18 protein-coding genes are annotated in these 18,316 nt (G+C 72.7%); 11 read left to right on the top strand and 7 right to left on the bottom strand.

Annotated elements, in window-relative coordinates:
- Window positions 1-18 precede the first annotated feature (18 nt).
- From ACTOQ1_RS06090 to ACTOQ1_RS06065, 6 genes are all read right to left on the bottom strand, one after another.
- Window positions 19-1,395: an acetyl-CoA carboxylase biotin carboxylase subunit gene (locus ACTOQ1_RS06090; RefSeq protein WP_440065069.1), complete on the bottom strand. Its 1,377-nt coding sequence runs from the start codon at window positions 1,393-1,395 to the stop codon at window positions 19-21.
- A complete protein-coding gene (locus tag ACTOQ1_RS06085) occupies window positions 1,392-1,958 on the bottom strand; it encodes an acetyl-CoA carboxylase biotin carboxyl carrier protein (RefSeq protein ID WP_440065068.1) in 567 nt (188 codons plus the stop codon). Before ACTOQ1_RS06085 ends, ACTOQ1_RS06090 begins: the two co-directional genes overlap by 4 nt.
- A complete protein-coding gene (locus ACTOQ1_RS06080) occupies window positions 1,951-3,636 on the bottom strand; it encodes an acetyl-CoA carboxylase carboxyltransferase subunit alpha (RefSeq protein WP_440065066.1) in 1,686 nt (561 codons plus the stop codon). The genes ACTOQ1_RS06085 and ACTOQ1_RS06080 overlap by 8 nt, the downstream gene beginning before the upstream one ends.
- Window positions 3,633-3,971: a TcmI family type II polyketide cyclase gene (locus tag ACTOQ1_RS06075; RefSeq protein ID WP_440065064.1), complete on the bottom strand. Its 339-nt coding sequence runs from the start codon at window positions 3,969-3,971 to the stop codon at window positions 3,633-3,635. The genes ACTOQ1_RS06080 and ACTOQ1_RS06075 overlap by 4 nt, the downstream gene beginning before the upstream one ends.
- 366 nt (window positions 3,972-4,337) lie before the next feature.
- Complete coding sequence (locus ACTOQ1_RS06070) at window positions 4,338-5,012, bottom strand: response regulator (protein ID WP_440065062.1); 675 nt, start codon at window positions 5,010-5,012, stop codon at window positions 4,338-4,340.
- A complete protein-coding gene (locus tag ACTOQ1_RS06065; RefSeq protein WP_440065060.1) occupies window positions 4,991-5,845 on the bottom strand; it encodes a sensor histidine kinase in 855 nt (284 codons plus the stop codon). The genes ACTOQ1_RS06070 and ACTOQ1_RS06065 overlap by 22 nt, the downstream gene beginning before the upstream one ends.
- Before the next feature lie 647 nt (window positions 5,846-6,492).
- Here ACTOQ1_RS06065 and ACTOQ1_RS06060 point away from each other — a divergent pair.
- From ACTOQ1_RS06060 to ACTOQ1_RS06020, 9 genes are all read left to right on the top strand, one after another.
- On the top strand, window positions 6,493-6,846 hold the full coding sequence (locus tag ACTOQ1_RS06060; protein ID WP_440065059.1) for a SchA/CurD-like domain-containing protein: 354 nt from the start codon (window positions 6,493-6,495) through the stop codon (window positions 6,844-6,846).
- Entirely contained in the window at window positions 6,843-7,589 is a 747-nt protein-coding gene (locus ACTOQ1_RS06055; RefSeq protein WP_440065057.1) for an SDR family oxidoreductase, read from the top strand. Before ACTOQ1_RS06060 ends, ACTOQ1_RS06055 begins: the two co-directional genes overlap by 4 nt.
- Window positions 7,586-8,074 (top strand): antibiotic biosynthesis monooxygenase family protein, encoded by a 489-nt coding sequence (locus tag ACTOQ1_RS06050; protein ID WP_440065055.1) that lies wholly within the window; start codon window positions 7,586-7,588, stop codon window positions 8,072-8,074. Before ACTOQ1_RS06055 ends, ACTOQ1_RS06050 begins: the two co-directional genes overlap by 4 nt.
- Window positions 8,071-9,237 carry an FAD-dependent monooxygenase gene (locus ACTOQ1_RS06045; protein WP_440065054.1) on the top strand — a complete coding sequence of 389 codons (1,167 nt, stop codon included), beginning with the start codon at window positions 8,071-8,073 and terminating at the stop codon, window positions 9,235-9,237. Before ACTOQ1_RS06050 ends, ACTOQ1_RS06045 begins: the two co-directional genes overlap by 4 nt.
- Window positions 9,234-10,103, top strand: coding sequence for an SAM-dependent methyltransferase (locus ACTOQ1_RS06040; protein ID WP_440065053.1), 870 nt, complete (start codon window positions 9,234-9,236; stop codon window positions 10,101-10,103). The genes ACTOQ1_RS06045 and ACTOQ1_RS06040 overlap by 4 nt, the downstream gene beginning before the upstream one ends.
- A 165-nt stretch (window positions 10,104-10,268) precedes the next feature.
- The gene (locus ACTOQ1_RS06035) at window positions 10,269-10,514 is read left to right on the top strand and encodes a phosphopantetheine-binding protein (protein ID WP_440065052.1); all 246 of its coding nucleotides are present in this window, start codon (window positions 10,269-10,271) and stop codon (window positions 10,512-10,514) included.
- 18 nt (window positions 10,515-10,532) lie between these two features.
- Window positions 10,533-11,369, top strand: a complete 837-nt coding sequence (locus ACTOQ1_RS06030) for a cupin domain-containing protein (protein WP_440065051.1) — start codon at window positions 10,533-10,535, stop codon at window positions 11,367-11,369.
- Entirely contained in the window at window positions 11,366-12,628 is a 1,263-nt protein-coding gene (locus tag ACTOQ1_RS06025) for a beta-ketoacyl-[acyl-carrier-protein] synthase family protein (RefSeq protein ID WP_440065049.1), read from the top strand. The genes ACTOQ1_RS06030 and ACTOQ1_RS06025 overlap by 4 nt, the downstream gene beginning before the upstream one ends.
- On the top strand, window positions 12,625-13,896 hold the full coding sequence (locus ACTOQ1_RS06020) for a beta-ketoacyl synthase N-terminal-like domain-containing protein (protein WP_440065048.1): 1,272 nt from the start codon (window positions 12,625-12,627) through the stop codon (window positions 13,894-13,896). Before ACTOQ1_RS06025 ends, ACTOQ1_RS06020 begins: the two co-directional genes overlap by 4 nt.
- A 237-nt stretch (window positions 13,897-14,133) precedes the next feature.
- Here ACTOQ1_RS06020 and ACTOQ1_RS06015 read toward each other — a convergent pair whose 3' ends face one another.
- The gene (locus ACTOQ1_RS06015; protein ID WP_440065046.1) at window positions 14,134-16,317 is read right to left on the bottom strand and encodes an MMPL family transporter; all 2,184 of its coding nucleotides are present in this window, start codon (window positions 16,315-16,317) and stop codon (window positions 14,134-14,136) included.
- Window positions 16,318-16,438: 121 nt separating this feature from the next.
- Here ACTOQ1_RS06015 and ACTOQ1_RS06010 point away from each other — a divergent pair, with 121 nt between their 5' ends.
- Complete coding sequence (locus ACTOQ1_RS06010; RefSeq protein ID WP_362676329.1) at window positions 16,439-17,125, top strand: response regulator transcription factor; 687 nt, start codon at window positions 16,439-16,441, stop codon at window positions 17,123-17,125.
- Window positions 17,125-18,297, top strand: coding sequence for a sensor histidine kinase (locus tag ACTOQ1_RS06005; RefSeq protein ID WP_440065044.1), 1,173 nt, complete (start codon window positions 17,125-17,127; stop codon window positions 18,295-18,297). Before ACTOQ1_RS06010 ends, ACTOQ1_RS06005 begins: the two co-directional genes overlap by 1 nt.
- The last annotated feature ends 19 nt before the right edge of the window (window positions 18,298-18,316 follow it).

Below are 18,316 nucleotides of genomic sequence, written 5' to 3'. Positions count from 1 at the left end.
GTCAGCATTCAGAAAAGTTTACGCAGACCAGCGTATATGTCCCCGCTCGCTCATGAACGTGTCCACAAATCCGGTGCTGTGCTCACCCGCGGCGAACCGCGGTTGTGCGAGCAGCTCGCGCAGCAGCGGGATGGTGGTGGCCACCCCCGGCCCCTCCACGGCGAACTCGGCGAGCGCGCGGTCGGCCCTGGCGATGGCCTCCCGCCGGGTGGGCGCCCAGACGACCAGTTTCGCGATCATCGAGTCGTAGTCCGGCGGTATCGTGTCGCCCTGGGCGAATCCGGAGTCGACCCGCACGCCGGGCCCGCCGGGCGGGCGGAAGACCGTCAGGCGGCCGGGGGCGGGACGGAACCCCGCGCCGGGGTCCTCGGCGTTCACCCGGCACTCGATGGCCGCGCCGGTGAAGCGGACCTGCTCCTGGGTGAAGGGCAGGCGCTCGCCCGCGGCCACCCGGATCTGCTCCCTGACCAGGTCTACGCCGGTGAGCATCTCGGTGACCGTGTGCTCGACCTGGATGCGGGCGTTGATCTCCATGAAGGTCGCCTCCCCGGCCGGGTCGACCAGGAACTCCATCGTCCCCGCGCCGGTGTAGCCGACGTGCCGCGCCCCGGCCACCGCGTACTCGCCGAGCAGCCCGCGGACCTTCTCGGGCAGCTTGGGGGAGGGCGCCTCCTCGACGAGTTTCTGGTTGCGCCGCTGCAGCGAGCAGTCGCGCTCTCCCAGGTGGACGACGGTCCCGGCGGAGTCTCCCAGCAGCTGCACCTCCACGTGGCGGGCCACCGGCACGAACCGCTCGATGTAGACGTCGCCGTTGCCGAACATCTGCCGGGCGAACGCGGTGGTGCGCCGGTGGACGTCGCGCAGCTCGGCCCGGTCGCGCGCCACCTCGATGCCCCGCCCGCCGCCGCCCGCGGCGGCCTTCACGATGACCGGGTAGCCGATCTCGGCGCCGATCCGCTCGGCCTCGGCCGCCGAGGGTACGGCGCCGTCGCTGCCGGGCAGGACGGGCAATCCGGCCTCGGCCATCAGGGAGCGCACCCGCGCCTTGTCGCCGACGCACTCCATGACCTCGGGGGTGGGGCCGACGAAGGTGATCCCGTTGTCCGCGCAGACCCTGGCGAAGTCGGCGTCCTCCGACAGGAAGCCGTAGCCCGGGTGGATCGCCTCCGCCCCGGTCTGCAGGGCCGCCTCGATGACGGCGGGCACGGAGAGGTAGCTGCGCCGGGCCGGGGCCGGGCCGATGTGGACGGCCCTGTCGGCGTAGGCCGTGAACCGGGCGTCGCGGTCGGCGGTGGAGTACACGGCGACGGTCTCGATGCCCATCTCGCGGCAGGTCCTGGCCACGCGCAGCGCGATCTCGCCTCGGTTGGCGATGAGCATCCTCGCGAAACTCATGCGTCGTCCGTCCGCAGCCGTACCAGGACCTGCCCGTACTCCACCGGCTCGCCGTCGCCCGCGACGACCTCGACGACCTCGCCCGCGCGTCCGGCGACGACCGGGTTCATCAGCTTCATGGCCTCGACGATGCCGATCGTCTGATCGGCGTCCACCCGGTCGCCCGGCTGCACGAAGGGCGGGGCCCCCGGCTCGGCGGCGACGTAGAAGGTGCCGACCAGGGGAGCGGTCACCGCGTGCGACGAGGAGTGCTCCCGCGAAGCGTCGAGGGGGCCGGTCTCCGCCGGTCGCGCGGCCTGCCCGGCGGCGTCCACGGCGACGGGCCTCGGGTCCGGCGCGGCGGCCTGCGGGAAGGCCCAGGTCACCTCCAGGGCGCACTCGCCCAGGCGCAGGGAGATGGCCGCCACCGGGCCGGGAACGGTCTTGACGAGGTTGCCGACCTCCTCGCGCAGCAGCCGCATCGCCGCGTGCGCGTCCTCCTCGGAGACCGGTCTCCCCGCGGTCTCGGAGTCCGGTCTCCGGGCGGTCTCGTGGGCCGGTCTGCCGGCGATCCGCTCATCCACCTTCGATCACTCCCAGCCCGCGGAACCGCTCGTGGCGGTGCTTGCGCAGCTCGTCGCCGCTCAGCCCGGACAGCTCGCGCAGCGACTCCAGGACGGCCGCCTTGAGCGCGTCCATCGCCGCCACCGGATCCTCCTGCGCGCCGCCCCGCGGTTCGGGCACGACCCCGTCGACGACGCCGAGCCGCAGCAGCTCCGGCGCGGTGATCCGCAGGGACTCGGCCAGCTCGGGAGCGTGCGAGGGATCGCCGTACAGGATCGTCGAGCAGCTCTCCGGGCTGATCACCGAGTAGACGGCGTGGCGCAGCATCAGCACCCGGTTGGCCATCGCCAGGGCCAGCGCCCCGCCGCTGCCGCCCTCGCCGACCACGGTGGCGACCACCGGGACCGACAGCTCCGACATGCCGGCGAGGCACTCGGCGATCGCCCAGGACTGGCCGCGTTCCTCGGCTCCGACGCCCGGGGCGGCGCCCTGGGTGTCGACGAGGGTCACCACCGGCAGGCCGAGCCGGTCGGCCAGCGACATCAGCCGCAGCGCCTTGCGGTACCCCTCGGGGTGGGCGAGGCCGAAGTTCCTGGCGACCAGCTCCGAGGTGTCGTGTCCCTTCTGGTGGCCGACGACCATCACGGGCCTTCCGTCGATCAGGCCGGTGCCGCCGACGATCGCCGGATCGTCGCCGTGCGTGCGGTCCCCGTGGAGCTCCACGAAGTCCGAGCACAGGTGCCAGATGTAGTCGAGGGCGGTCGGGCGCCGGGTGTCGCGGGCCAGCCGCACGGTCTCCTGGGCGGTCGGCGCGCCGGACAGCTCGCCCGGATCGCGGATCACCGCCGCGGGCCCGCCGGGAGGCGGCCCCTGGGCGTGTCCTTCCCCGGTCCGGCCGGTCGTGGACAGCAGCCGGGCGAGCAGGGGACGCAGGCCGTCGCGGGGCTCGACCCGGTCGAGCATGCCGCGCCCGGCGAGATACTCGGCGCTCTGGAAGCCCCGGGGGAGCTTCTCCCGGGTCGCCGAGGCGATGACGCGCGGCCCGGCGAAGCCGACGAGCGCGCCGCGCTCGGCGATCAGCACGTCCCCGAGGGTGGCGAACGAGGCGGTGACCCCGCCGAAGGTGGGGTCGGTCAGCACGCAGACGCTGAACACGCCCGCTCGCCGCAGGCGCCGCATCGCCTGGGCGGTCTTGCCCATCTGCATCAGGGACAGGCCGCCCTCCTGCATGCGGGCGCCGCCGGAGGCGATGGCCAGGACCAGCGGGACGCGCTCGTCCAGCGCCTGCTCGCAGGCGCGGGTGACGGCCTCGCCGACCGCCGACCCCATGCTGCCCCCGAGAAAGGAGAAGTCCATGACGGCGACGACCACGCGGTGGCCGCCGACGGCGGCGGTGCCGTGGAGGACGGCGTCGTCCAGGCCGGTGCGCCCGCGCGCCCGGGCCAGGCGCTCGGCGTAGGGCAGGGAGTCGGCGAAGCCCAGCGGGTCGCCGCCGCGCACCTGCGGGGCGGCGCGGAAGGAGCCGTCGTCCACCAGGGTGCGAAGCCGCTCGACGGCGTTCAGCCGGTGGTGGTGACCGCACTCGGGGCAGACACGCTGCGTACGGGCCAGGCGGGGGGCGTACACGATGGCGGCGCAGCCGGGGCAGCGCGCCCACAGTCCGGGCGCGGTGGCCGGTGCGGCGGGTGAGATCGTCACAGGGCGCGCTCCTCGGGAGTCCAGTGGTAGAACCGCCGCGCCATCGCGTCGGCGGGGCCGCGCCAGGTGTCCGGGTCGTACGGCCTGATGTGCGGGTCGAGGTCCTTGCTCAGCCGCAGGAAGTCCTCCCGCCCGCGGGCGAGCGCCATCGCCTCGGCGGCGGAGCCCTCGAACTCGACGTGGTGGAAGTAGAGGTCCCGGTAGAGGAACAGGTCGCGGCGCGTCACCCCGAGCGCGCGGGGGAGCTCGCCGGCGTCGGACTCGCCGAAGAGGCGGGAGACCTCGCCGGAACCGCCGGGACTGAGGCGGGCGACGATCAGGATCTGGTCGGGCACGGGCACTCCTCGGTGGCCGGTCGATCGGGTCCGTCTCACCGTAGGAACCCGGCCCGGCCGGTGTCGCCCGCCGCCGGCGTGAACCCGGGGCTCCTCCGGGGAGGGGACCGTCTCCTTCCCCGAGGGGAGCCGGCCGCGTTCGTGAGCCCGGAGGGGAGCCGGCCGCGTTCGTGAGCCCGGAGGGGAGCCGGCCGCGTTCGTGAGCCCGGAGGGGAGCCGGTCCGCGTTCGCGTGGTCTCGGAGGACCGGTCCGCGTTCGCGAAGGTTCCCCGAGGGGAGCCGGTCCGTGTTCGTGAGGGCGGGCCGGACGCGAGGCGGGCCGCCTCCCCGGGGGGAGACGGTCCGCCTTCGCGCACCGGAGCCGCGTCAGCCCCGTGGGGTGGCCGCGACCAGGCCGTTCTCGTACGCGAAGATCACGATCTGCACCCGGTCGCGCACGCCGAGCTTCTGGTAGAGGTGCTGGACGTGCGACTTGATCGTGCTGTCGCCGAGGACGAGCGCGCGGGCGATCTCGTCGTTGCCGTATCCCCGTACGAGCAGCTGGAACACCTCGCGCTCCCGCTCGGTGAGCTGGTCGAGCACCGCGGTCGGCGCGGCCGAGAGCACCGGGCGCCTGGCGAACTCGTCGATGAGCTTACGCGTCACCGAGGGCGACAGCAGGGCGTCGCCCTCGGCGACCTCGCGCACGGCGTCCAGCAGCCGGTCGGTGGGAGTGTGCTTGAGGATGAAGCCGCTGGCACCGCTGCGCAGCGCCTCGAAGACGTGCTCGTCCTGGTCGTAGATGGTCAGGATGACGACCTTCGCGGGATAGGCGGCACCCAGCTTGCAGATCTCCCTGGTGGCGGTGATGCCGTCCATGCGCGGCATGTTGATGTCCATCAGCACGACGTCCGGGCGGAGTGTCTTGACCGACTGCACCGCCTGCACCCCGTGCCGTGCCTCCCCGACCACCACGATGTCCGGCACCGCGTCGAAGATGGCATGCAGGCCGCTGCGGATCAGCGGCTGGTCGTCGGCGATCAGGACGCGGATCTTCCGCATGGCTCGTCCTCTCTGAAGATGGCGGGAGTCACCGGAATGACGGCCCGGGTGACGAATCCGCCCCCGGTCAGCGGTCCTGACTCCAGGTGACCTCCCTGCTCGGCGACGCGTTCCGACAGGCCCCGCAGCCCCGTGCCGCCGCCCTGCCTGCGAGGAAGGGGCATGGCCACCGCCATCACACCGGGGGAGCGCGTCTCGTTGACCACCGAGACGCTCAGCTTCTCGCCGAAGCAGACCTCCAGGTGGACCGGGCCGGCGTTGTGCTTGAGCGCGTTCGTCAGGGCCTCCTGGGCGACGCGGAACGCCGTCCTGGCGACCTCGGGCGGTACGTGGCGTTCGGCGGCCACGTTGCGCAGCCGTACGGCCAGGTCGGGAAAGGGAAAGCGCCCGGCGAGCTCGGTCAGCCTGGCCGACAGGGGCACGCCGTCGTCGTGGCGCCGCGGCTCCTCCCCCGGGGGGAGGTCGTGCCCCCCTCTCGGAGGAGGCGGCTCGTGCCGCAGGTCGGTCAGGGTCCCTCGCAGGTCGGTCAGGGTCGCCTGGACCGTCTCCTCGATGATCTGGGCCACGTGGTGGGCCGTCGCCGGTGAGCCGGTCAGCCGCCGGGCCTGGAGGGCGATCACGGTCAGGCCGTGTCCCACCCCGTCGTGCAGGTTGCGGGCGATTCGGCGCCGTTCGCGCAGTGCCGCGGCGCTCTCGCTCCTGGCCAGTATGGACTTGGTGTGCCGGCGGGTGCCGAGTGTGAACGACACGACGGCCAGGAGCGCCGCCACCGTCGAGCACAACAGGTCGGTCCAGCTCAGCTCTGAGACGAGATAGCCGAGGAAGGTGCTCATCGAACCCACCCCGTTGGGATCCGCTGAGATCGGCTACTCGCTAAACATGAGAGGTGCTTGCATTCTTGGGTTGTTTTGCCCCGTCGTTCCCCCATGAAAGGTGAGCGTAGTCAGAAAAAGTGACTATATCAAGCAAATCATATGGGCTGTCACAGACTTCATTAAGATTCTATTCTTTGACTATTGAGGACGTCTGCCGGACCCCTGCCGGAGCCCTCGTGGCGGCACGTCGAGGGACCTAACAGCCTCCCGTCAGCTCATATCACCAGCGCCTGTGTCGCCCGACCGTTCTATGGGTTCTCACAGAAGCAGCTCAGAGATCCTTAAGGTCTAATGGGATAAATCGGGTTATCTGCGAAGGCTTGAGGTGTCGATGAAATATCCGTGAATTACGGCGTCCACATTTCACTTAATAAGGATTTCAATCAAGCGTAAGCAGCCGGTTGCTTGGGTGAATGTGATTCTGTTCCGCGCGGCCGGAGGCCGGGGATCTCCGGTGAGGAGCGGCGGGCTCCCGCCCGTGGCGGAGAGGGCCCCACCGCCGGGGGAGCGCAGGTCCGGCCGCGTGGCGGAAGACAGCCCGGCCCCTCGCGAACAGGCTGGTCCCAGAAGGCGGCGGACGGCCGCCCCCGATCCAAGGAGGCCCGATGCAGCGCTACGCGATCACCTTCCAGATCAGGCCCGGCGCGGAGGCGGCGGTGAGGGAACTGCTGTCGAGCTACGACCCCCCCGAGTGGGAGACCCCCGACGGCACCCGGCTGCTGAGCACCTCGATCTTCATGAAGGACACCACGGTCATCCGTGTCATCGAGATCGACGGCAACCTGCCGAGCGTGATGGCCCACCTGTCCAGGCAGCCGGGCATCCAGCGGCTGGAACGCGAGCTGGACACCTACCTCGCGGTCCCGCGCGACATGAGCGACCCCGAGGGCGCGCGAGCCTTCTTCCTGTCGGCGCTGATGGACCACGTGACCACCCGGGTCGCGGAGCCGGTCCGATGACCGCCCCCGTCTTCCTGATCACCGGCGCGACCGGGCAGCTCGCCGAGGCCGTGATCGAGCTGCTCGGCGCCCGGGGGGACCGGCTGCTGCTCATCGGCCGCGACAAGGACCGCCTCGCCCTGCTGGAGCGGCGGCACGGCGTCACGGGGCGGATCGAGACGCTGGCCACGGACGTCTCCGATCCCGAGGGCGCCCGGCTGGCCGCCGAGGAGGCGGTCAGGCGCTTCGGCCGGCTCGACGGCCTGGTCCACATGGTCGGCGGCTTCCGGGCCGGGCCGCTGTTCCTGATGGACACCGGCGTCTACGAGCAGATGCTGCGCGACAACTTCCTGTCGGCCGTCACCGCCACCCAGGCGATCCTGCCGCACCTGACCGAGGGGGCGCGGCTGGTCTACTTCAGCACCCCGCTCGCGGACGAGCCGCTGCCCGCCCTGTCGGCGTACGCCGCCGCGAAGGCGGCCCTGGTCGCCTGGGTGCGCTCCATCGCGCACGAGGTGAAGCGGAGCGGCATCCACGCCAATACGGTCGTCATGACCATGGCGGACACCCCGGACAAGCGCCGGGAGCGCCCGGGGATGAACTTCGACCACACCGTCACCCCGGACCTGGTCGCCAATGTCGTGGCCTTCCTGACCAGCGAGGCCGCGGACGGCCTGTACGGAAGCAGCGTGCCGGTGCTGGGCAGGTTCGAGTTCAAATCCGAACTCGGCGGACCGCCGCCCGGTGTGGGAGGCCCCCGGTGAGGGCCCGGATCGTCTTCCTGGTCAGGGTGCCCGCCGAGCGGCGGGAGGACTTCCTGGCCGCCTACGAGAAGATCCGGTACCAGGTGTCCGGCGGCGTACCCGGGCACCTCAACGACCAGGTCTGCCAGTCGCTCACCGACCCCGAGCAGTGGCTGATCACCAGCGAGTGGCGCCGGCCGGCCGACTTCCTCGCCTGGGAGGCCACCGAGGAGCACCGCGAGCTCGTCCGGCCGATGCGGGAGTGCATGACCGAGGCCCGCTCCCTGCGCTTCCTGGTCCGGGCGGAGACGGCGGCGGGCGCGCCGGTGGGGGACGAAGCCTCGGCGGGGGAGGGGGCGGACGCCCCGCCCGGAGCGGAGCCCCTGGTGGAGCCCCGAGTGGAGCCCCGAGTGGAGCCCCGAGTGGAGCCCCGAGTGGAGCCCCGAGTGGAGGCGGCGCCCCTCGTGGAGCCCCCCGCGGCGGCCGTCGAGCGAGGCCCCGCGTGAGGGTGGTCGTCGTCGGGGGCGGCATCGGCGGGCTGACCGCGGCGCTGGCACTGCGGGCCGCGGGAGCCGAGGTCAGCGTGCACGAACGCGCTCCCGGGCTGCGCGCGGCACAGGCCGGACACGGGCTGGTGCTCTGGCACAACGCCGTGCTGGCCCTGCGCGAGCTCGGGCTGGAGCCCGGGGTCCGCAAGGCCGGGCACGAGCTGCACCGGCACCTGTTCAGGGACGCGCGCGGCCGCCGGATCGCGGAGTGGTCCATGGCGCGCATGGCCGGTCCCCTCGGCGCACCCGTCTACAGCGTCAGCCGTCCCGAGCTGCACGCCCTGCTCGCCGGCCAGGTGGGGGACGACCTCGTGACGGGCTCCCGGTTCACCGGCCTCACCGTGACGGGCGACCGTGTCGTGGCCCGGTTCGGCGACGGCCGCGAGGAGCGGGCGGACCTGCTCGTCGGCGCGGACGGGCTGCGCTCGGCCGTACGTGCCGCGCTGCTCCCCGGAGACCCGCCGCCCCGCTACGCCGGGTTCACCGCCTTCCAGGGAGTGATCCGGCTGCCGGGTTCCGGGGTGCCCGCGCACACCTTCCTCAGCACGTGGGGCCGCGGCCGGTGGTTCGTCTGCTACCGGCTCGACGGTGACCACGTCTACTGGGACGGGGTCCTCGGCGACCGGGTCGCCCCGAGGCTCGGGGTGAGCACCCTCGACATGCTGGCCGCGGAGTTCGCCGGCTGGCCCGACCCGATCCCCGGCCTGATCGCGGCCACCGGGGCGGACGACGTCACCCCGGTGCACGTCTTCGACCGGCCCCCGCTGCGGCGCTGGAGCCACGGCCCGGTGACGCTGCTGGGGGACGCGGCCCACCCCATGACGTTCAACCTCGGCCAGGGCGCGGGCCAGGCGATCGAGGACGCCCTCGTGCTGGCCGACGAGCTCACCGGCGGGGACGTGCCGCGGGCGCTGGCCGCCTACGAGGCCCGGCGGGTGGACCGCACCACCCGGATGGTCCGGCGGTCGCGGGTCAACGGCGAGCTCACCCGCTGGAGGCACCCGGTCGCCTGCGCGGCGCGCGACGCGTTCATGCGCCTGACCTTCGACCGGCTGGTCTACCGCGAGACCTACCGGCTCACCATGGCCATCGACTTCATCGGCGACAGGAGCGAGGAATGACCCGACCCACCGGAGAACCCGGCCTGCCCACCGGCGTGAGCCGCACCGCGGTGGTGATCGCCCAGGCCAGGGAGGCCGAGAGCACGCGGCCCGACCGGCTCTTCGACGACCCGCTGGCGGGTCCGCTCGCCGACGCCGCGGGGCGGATCACCGGGATCAGCGAGGCGGGCCGCCGCGCAGGGGAGCACTTCGTCCTGCGCACCCGCTTCTTCGACGACCGGTTGCGCGAGGCCGTGTCCGCGGGACCGCGGCAGGTGGTTCTGCTCGCCGCCGGCCTGGACACCCGCGCGTTCCGGCTGGAATGGCCCGAGGGCACCCGCCTGTTCGAGGTCGACCTGCCGGACCTGATCTCCTTCAAGGAGAAGGCGCTGGCCGGCCAGGGGGCCCAGCCCGCCTGCGACCGTACGGTCGTCCCCGCCGACCTGCGCGAGGACTGGCCGGCGCCGCTGCTGGCCGCGGGCCTCGACCCGGACGAGCCGATCGCCTGGCTGATCGAGGGCGTGCTGATGTATCTCACGCCGCGGGACGGCGCGCGCGTCCTCGGCCGGGTCTCCGAGCTGTCGCCCCCCGGCAGCAGGCTCGCCGTCGAGCACGTCAACCGGGCGTACGTCGAGCTGCCGCAGATGCGGCCCGCCATGAGCAGGCTCGCCTCCACCCAGGCCGCCTGGCGGTCCGCCGTGGAGGACCCGCGGGCGTGGCTCGCCGGGTACGGCTGGCGCGCCTCGGTGACCCACCAGGCCGACCTCGCCCGCGAGCTGGGCCGTCCCGTCCCCGCGATGGCGGACCCGCGGGCGGTCGGCGCGGCCCGGATCTGGCTCGTCGACGCCGTGCGCGACGACATCCGGCACCCGGCGACACCGGCCTGATCCTCCCGCGACACCGGCGGGCACCTCGGGGACATCGACCGGCACTTCCGCGAGACCGGCGGGCACCTCGGGGACATCGGCCCGCGCTCCAGAGGCACCGACCCGCACTTCCGCGACACCGACCCGCACTTCCGCGACACCGACCGACGACAGGAAACGACGACGATGCCATTCACCGAAGAGAACGTGCGCGAACTGCTGCTCGCCGTGGGCCTGGACCCCGCCACCGGGGACGACGCCCTGGAGCTCAGTTTCGACGAGCTGGACCTCGACTCGCTGGCCCGGGTGGAGATCGCCACCCGGATCCAGGACCGGTTCGGGGTGGACGTGGAGGAACAGCTGACGGCCGAGGCCACGCCGTCCCTGATGAGAGAACTCGTGACCGAGCGGCTGGCGGCGGCCGGCGCCTGAGGGGGGAGAACGCACATCATGATCGGGCACACCGACAACGCGATCGAGATCGACGCGCCCATCGGATTCGTCTGGGACCAGACGAACGACGTCCAGACCTGGCCGGAGCTCTTCTCCGAGTACGCCAAGGTGGAGGTGCTCGCCGAGTCGGACGACTCGGTGACCTTCCGGCTCACCATGCACCCCGACGAGCAGGACCGCGTCTGGTCCTGGGTGTCGGAGCGCTCCTGGGACCGCGACACCTGGACGGTCCGGGCACGCCGGGTGGAGACCGGGCCGTTCGAGTTCATGAACATCACCTGGGTCTACGAGGAGCTCGGCCCCGACCGCACCCGCATGCGCTGGGTGCAGGACTTCCACATGAGGCCCGAGGCCCCGGTCGACACCCGGGGGATGACCGACCGGATCAACGCCGGCTCCGCGGTCCAGATGTCGCTGATCAAGGAGAAGGTGGAGCGGCGGCGCCGCCGCGTCGTGGGCTTCCACGACGTGCCGTCCAACACCAAGCGCGGCGGCGACCTGCGCACCCTGGTCTCCCCGGCGACCTGCGGTTCCTCGTCGGGCTTCTGCGGAGCCGTGCGGCTGGCGCCGGGTGAGGGGGTCTCCGAGCACTACCACCCCTACTCCGAGGAGTACGTGTTCGTCGCGACCGGGACGCTCAGGGTGGACCTCGACGGCGAGCCGCTCATCGTCGGCGCCGAGCAGGCGCTGCTCGTCCCCCGCCAGGTCAGGCACCGCCTCACCAACGTCGGCGAGGACGACGTGCTCGTGGTCTTCCAGCTCAGCCCGCTCGCCCCGAGGCCCGAACTCGGGCACGTGGACACCGAGCCCTATCCGGGGAAGGCGGGAACGTGAGACGGGTCGTCGTCACCGGCATCGGGGTGATCGCCCCGGGCGGGGTGGGCCGGGAGGAGTTCTGGAACCGGATCGTCGACGGCAAACCGGCCGTCCGCCGGATCACCGCCTTCGACCCGTCCCCGTTCCGCTCCCAGATCGCGGCCGAGGTCGACTTCGACCCGGCCGCCCACGGGCTCACCCCGCGCGAGACCCGGCGGATGGACCGCTTCACCCAGCTCGCCGTCGCCTGCGCCGACGAGGCACTGGCCGACTCCGGCCTCGACCTCGGCGCGGCCGACCCCGAGCGGGCCGGGATCAGCCTCGGCTCGGCGGTGGGGGCCACCATCACCCTGGAGCAGGAGTACGTGGTCGCCAGCGACCGCGGCAGGGACTGGGAGGTGGACCACCGCCACCTCAAGCCGTTCCTCTACCAGTCGCTGGTGCCCTCCAGCGCGGCGGCCGAGCTCGCGGTCCGGTTCGGCGTGAACGGTCCGGCCGCCGTCGTCTCGACCGGCTGCACCTCCGGCATCGACGCGATCGGCCGGGCCTACCGGCTCATCCAGGACGGCGAGGCGGACATGATGATCACGGGGGCGTCGGACGCGCCGATCTCCCCGATCACCGTGGCGTGCTTCGACGCCATCCGCGCCACCAGCCCGAGCAACGGCGAGCCCGAGACGGCCTCGCGGCCCTTCGACGCCGGGCGCAAGGGCTTCGTCCTCGGCGAGGGCGCGGCGGTGCTGGTGGTGGAGGAGCTGGAGCACGCCCGCGGGCGCGGCGCCCGCGTCTACTGCGAGGTCACCGGCTACGCCGCGCGGGCCAACGGTTTCCACATGACCGGGTTGCGGCCCGACGGTCTCGAACTGGGCGAGGCCATCGGCGACGCGCTCGGCCAGGCCGAGCTCAACCCCGAGGACATCGGCTACGTCAGCGCCCACGGGTCGGGGACCAAGCAGAACGACCGGCACGAGACGTCCGCCTACAAGCGGAGCCTCGGCGACCATGCCCGGCGGGTGCCGATCAGCTCGATCAAGTCGGTGATCGGCCACTCGCTCGGCGCGATCGGCTCGATAGAGATGGCCGCCTGCGCCCTGGTGCTGCAGCGGGGCGTGGTCCCGCCCACCGCCAACCTGACCGTTCCCGACCCCGAATGCGACCTGGACTACATTCCCCTGGTCGCACGCGAGGTGACCGCCAGGCACGCGCTCTCCGCCGGCAGCGGCTTCGGCGGCTTCCAGTCCGCGATGATCTTCTCCGAGCCGGGGGCGGGCCGATGAGCGACCGTTCTCTGAGCCGGGGCGAGCCGATGAGCGACCGCAGAGCCGTGATCACCGGGATCGGTGTGGTCGCCCCGACGGGAATCGGCGTGGTCGAGCACTGGGAGGGGTCCCTGACCGGGCGGAGCCGGATCGGCCCGGTGACGTCGTTCGACGCCACCGGGGCGCCGATCAGGCTGGCGGGGGAGGTCACCGGCTTCGACGAGCGCGAGTTCGTCGACAGCAAGCTGCTGGTGCAGACCGACCGGTGGACCTGGTTCGCCCTCGCCGCCACCGAGCTCGCCCTGGCCGACGCCGCCCTCGACCCCGCGAGGGAGGACCCGTTCGACCTGTCGGTGGTGACCGCCGGGGCCTCGGGAGGGAACGCCTTCGGGCAGCGGGAGATCCAGGCGCTGTGGAGCAAGGGTCCCCGGGCGGTGAGCGCCTACCAGTCCATCGGCTGGTTCTACGCCGCCAGCAGTGGCCAGCTGTCCATCAGGCACCAGCTCAAGGGCGCCTGCGGGGTGCTGGTCGCGGACGCGGCCGGGGCGATCGACGCGCTGGCCGAGGCGGCCCGGCTGATCCGCAGGGGCACCGAGGTCGTCGTGACCGGGGGCACCGAGGCGCCGCTGTCGCCGTACGCGCTGGCCTGCCAGGCCGGCGAGGCGACGGTCGGCCGCGGGAGCGACCCGGCCACGGCCTACCGGCCCTTCGCTCCCGACGCGGGCGGCCACGTCCCCGGCGAGGGAGGCGCGATGCTCATCGTGGAGGACCGGCACAGCGCCTTCGGCCGGGGTACCCCCACGGTCTACGCCGAGATCGCCGGGACCGCCTCCACCCACGACGCCCACCACGTGGCCGACCCGGCACCCGGCCACCGCCAGTACGCCAGGGCCATGCGCGAGGCGATCGCCCGCGCCGGGCTCGGCCCTGACGACGTCGGGGTGGTCTTCGCCGACGGCGCCGGTGATCCGGTCAGGGACGCCCAGGAGCTGGCGGCGCTGCGGGAGGTGTTCGGCGGCCGCCGCGTGCCCGTTACGGTGCCCAAGACGATGACCGGTCGCCTGTGTTCCGGCGGCGCGGCGCTCGACGTCGCGTGGGCGGCCCTGTCCCTGACCGGCGGGGTGATCCCGCCGACCGTCGTCACCTCCGGCACCGCCGGCAGCGCCGTTGTCGAGGGCGTGGACCTGGTCACCGAGGCCAGGGTCGTGAACGGGTTGTCGGCCGCGCTGGTCGTGGCCCGCGGTTCCGGCGGCTTCAACTCCGCGGCGGTGCTGACCGCCGTCTGACGGGCCGGGTACCGGAGGGACTCGTGAACGGCCACCGCTCCCCGGGGCGGTGGCCGTTCCGCTGTCCGGCGGCGGGTGCCTTCCGCGGCGGCGTCGTCCCGCCGACGGGCCGGGGGAGATCGGGGAGATCGGTGGGATCGGGGGAACGCGGGAACGGCCGTCGCCTCTCGCGGGCGACGGCCGTTCCGCTCGACGTCCGGCGGACCGATGGCCCCGGACCCTGGACCGGTTCGGCCCCTAGACCGGTTCCGGGATCCGGACCGGTTCGGGGTTCTCCCCCCTCAGCGGCGAGGGCTCCACCCGCAGGAGCCGCGCGGCCCAGACGGGCAGCCACCAGTTCCACCGGCCCATCATCGCGACCACCGCCGGGACCAGGATGCCGCGGATCAGGGTGGCGTCCAGGAAGATGCCCAGGGCGAGGCCGCTGGCGAACACCTTCACGTCCAGCTCGGGGGTCATGGCCAGCGCGGTGAAGGAGATGAACAGGATCAGCGCCGCCGAGGTGACCAGCCGCCCGGTGCGGCCCACGCCCTCGATCACCGCGTACTCCGTGCTGCCCGACCTGTCGTACTCCTCGCGCATCCTGGCCAGGATGAACACCTCGTAGTCCATGCTCAGGCCGTACAGGAAGGCGAAGATGGTGAGCGGCACGAACTCGCCGATCGAGCCGGTGGGCTGGATGTCCAGCAGTTCCCTGGTCCCCCAGCCGAACTGCCACAGCACCACCATCGCGCCGATCACCGCGCCCAGCGAGAGCAGGTTCAGGACGATCGCCTTCAACGGCAGCAGCAGCGAGCGGAACGCCCGTGCCAGCATGACGAACGTGACCAGCGCGATCAGGCCGAGCATCCAGGGGAACGCCCCGTAGGTGCGCTCCTGGAAGTCCATGCTCTGCGCCGCGTTGCCGCCGACCCGCGTGCCGGCCGGTGCCGCCTCGCGCACCCGGGTGATGGTCGCCTCGCCCTCCTCGGTGCCGTTCTCCGCGGCCGGGAGCACGGTGACGACGGCGGTGCCGTCGCGGCGCCAGGACGGGCCGTCGGGGGCGAGCACGGCCGACACGCCCTCCACGCCCCGCAGCCTCTCGGCGGTCCGGGCGGGGTCGCCGGTCACCAGGACGTCGAACGGGGTGATCGAGCCGGTCGGGACGCCCGCCTGGCGCAACGCGGACAGCCCTTCGTGGCCGGGTCCCGAGGTCAGCAGGTTCCTGCTCTCCGGCAGGCCGAGGTTGACGCCCAGGGCGGTCACCGTCAGCGCCACCAGCAGCCCGCCGGTGAGCAGGGCGGCGGGCCATCGCAGCCGCACCACGCCGCGCGCCCACGCCGACCAGGCCCGCCCGGCCCGTGCCTCGCGCCGGAAGGGGGGCTCGTCCCGGCCGTCGCGGGCGCGCCTGCGGTCGAGCCGCTGCCCGGTGAGGGCGAGCAGCACCGGCAGCACGGTCAGCGTCGTGGCCACGCTCACCGCCGCGATGATCATCCCGGCGAGGCCGAGGCTGCGCAGGAACGGCACCGGCAGCACCACCATGGTCACCAGGCCGATCGCGACCGCGACGCCGCTGAACAGCACCGCCCGCCCCGCGCCCGCCATGGCCCGGTGCACGGCCTCGTCGCCTCTGTGCCCGCCCGCCTGCTCCTCCCGCCAGCGGGCCACCAGCAGCAGCGAGTAGTCGACCGCGATGCCCAGGCCCAGCAGGGGCATCGTGGTGAGGGCCACGTCGTGCACGGTCGTCACCAGCGTCAGCGCCAGGATCACGATGAACGACACGAAGATGGACAGGACCGCGATGAGAAGCGGTACGAAGGCCAGCGCCGAGCGGAACACCAGCAGCAGGACGAGCACCGCGGCGATCACCCCGATGCCGATCTTGGCGGGCACGTCCACGCCGCCCGCGTCCACGCTCGGCGCGAGGGTGTCCAGCCCCGTGACGTGGACGCTCGTGCCCGGCGGCAGCGCCGGGGTCATCGCCTCGACGATGACCGGGCTCTCGTCCGGCGTCTCGCCGAGGCCGCCGCCCGGCGGGCTGCCGTCGGAGTAGGTGCCGGGGAAGACCAGTCCGAACGTGGTCCGGCCGTCGGTGCCGACCAGCCGGGGGTCGCCGGTGCTCGCGTACGAGACCACGCGGGCCTCGGGAAGCCTGGCGGAGACGGCGGCGAAGGCGCGGCCGAGGGTCTCCTTCCGCTCGTCGGCGCGCATTCCCTCGGGGAGCACGACCACCGGGACGAACGGCCGCTGGTAGCCGCCGTTCCCGTAAATTCTGACAATTTCCTGATTGGCATCGAAAGCGGGCATTCCCGGATGTGAGTATTCCTCGGAGAGCCGCTGAATCGCGATCGGCGTCGCGCCCATACCCACCAGGAATCCCAGCACGGCCAGCAGGGCGACCAGCCCTTTGCGTCGCAGTACGAAAACCGAGATTCTCTCCATGCCACCCAGTGCAACAAAAAGATCTTCGATGCCTGTGTGCCCGTCCTTAGAGCGGCATGTGAATCGCTCTTCACAGAGTTTTCTATGGTCTTTCCAAGATCCTCTGGGTGAGACTTGTCAGGTGAGCCGCATACTGGTCGTAGATGACGAGCCATACCTCGCCGATCTGGTCGCAACCGCCCTTCGCTACGAGGGGTTCGAGACGGCGATCGCCGGAACCGGTGCCGCGGCGGTGTCGCTGGCCGAGACCTTCGATCCCGACCTGATCGTCCTGGACGTGATGTTGCCCGACGTGCTCGGCACGGAGGTCTGCCACCGGATCAGGATGACGGGTTCGCAGGTGCCGGTGGTCTTCCTCACCGCGCTCGACGCCACCGAGGACAAGATCGGCGGACTGACCGTGGGGGGTGACGACTACGTCACCAAGCCGTTCAGCCTGGAGGAGCTGATCGCCAGGATCCGCGCCGTGCTGCGCCGCACCCAGCGGGCCGGTGCCGAGGGCGGCAGGGTGACCTTCGCCGACCTGGTCATCGAGGAGGACGCCCACGAGGTGTGGCGCGACGGCCGCCGCGTCGACCTCACCCCGACGGAGTTCAAGCTGCTGCGCTTCCTGGTGGCCAACGCGGGCAAGGTCGTCTCCAAACGGCAGATCCTGGACCACGTGTGGGAGTACGACTTCGGCGGCAACGACGGGGTGGTGCAGACCTACATCAGCTACCTGCGCCGCAAGGTCGACGCCTCACACCCGCCGCTCATCCACACCGTGCCCAGGGTGGGATACGTCGTGCGCCTGCCCAGGGAGGACTGATGTCGCTGCGGACCCGCCTCGTGCTGACCGTCGTGGGCCTGGTCGCCCTGGCTCTCGGGACGGCGGCGGGGGCGACGTTCGGCGCGCTGCAGGACTGGCGCGGCCACGGCAGCGCGCGGCTGCTCGCCCTGACCACCCCCGAGGCGCTGGTGGCCGCCTCCGACGAGCTGACCGAACGCGTCGCCCTGGTGATGATCGGCTCCTCGGCGTTCGCGCTCGCCTGCCTGACCCTGCTCGCCACCCACCTGATCCGCCGGGGACTGCGCCCGCTGGACCGCATCGTCGAGACCGCGGCGGCCATCGGCGACGGCAACCTGGAGCGCCGCATCGAGGCGGCCCCGGCCACCGGGGAGGTGGGCCGTCTGGGCCACGCGCTCAATCAGATGCTCGCCCAGATCGAGGAGGCGTTCCGCGAACGGGAGGCGTCGGAGGACCGGCTGCGCCGTTTCGTCGCCGACGCCTCCCACGAGCTGCGCACCCCGATCGCCTCCATCCGCGGCTACGCCGAGCTGTTCAGGCGCGGCGCGGCCACCCGGCCGGAGGACCTGGCCAAGGCCATGCGCAGGATCGAGGCCGAGGCCACCCGGATGGGCTCCCTGGTCGACGAGATGCTGCTGCTGGCCCGCCTCGACCAGGGCCGTCCCCTGGAGCGCTCCCCGGTGGAGCTGACCTCGCTCGCCGCCGACGCGGTGGCCGACACCCTCGCCATCGAGCCGCTCAGGCCGCTGTCGCTGGAGTGCGAGGGACCCGTCGAGGTGCCCGGCGACGCCGCCAGGATCCGCCAGATCGTCGGCAACCTGCTGGCCAACGTGCTCAGCCACACTCCCGAGGGCACCCCGGCGGTCGTCAGGATCCGGGTGGACGGCGAGCACGCCGTGGTCGAGGTGGCCGACGAGGGACCCGGTCTCACCGAGGAGCAGGGCGCCCTGGTCTTCGAGCGTTTCCACCGGGCCGGTCATCCCCGTGACGGCGCCCGCCAGGGGGGTGCGGGCCTCGGGCTGTCCATCGTCGCCGCGGTCGCCGCCGCGCACGGCGGCGACGCCACGGTGACCTCACGCCCCGGCGCCGGCGCCACCTTCCGCGTACGGTTCCCGCGCGGCACGGGCGGCCCCGGCACCGACCGGGACGCGGCGCGAGGTGACGACCTCGGCTCGGCGGGGGCGCGGCGGTGACGACCTCAGTTCGGCGGGT

It is taken from the genome of Streptosporangium sp. OZ121, from assembly GCF_051918885.1.
GTDB lineage: Bacteria > Actinomycetota > Actinomycetes > Streptosporangiales > Streptosporangiaceae > Streptosporangium.
This window is presented reverse-complemented; position numbering and strand designations above follow the sequence as displayed.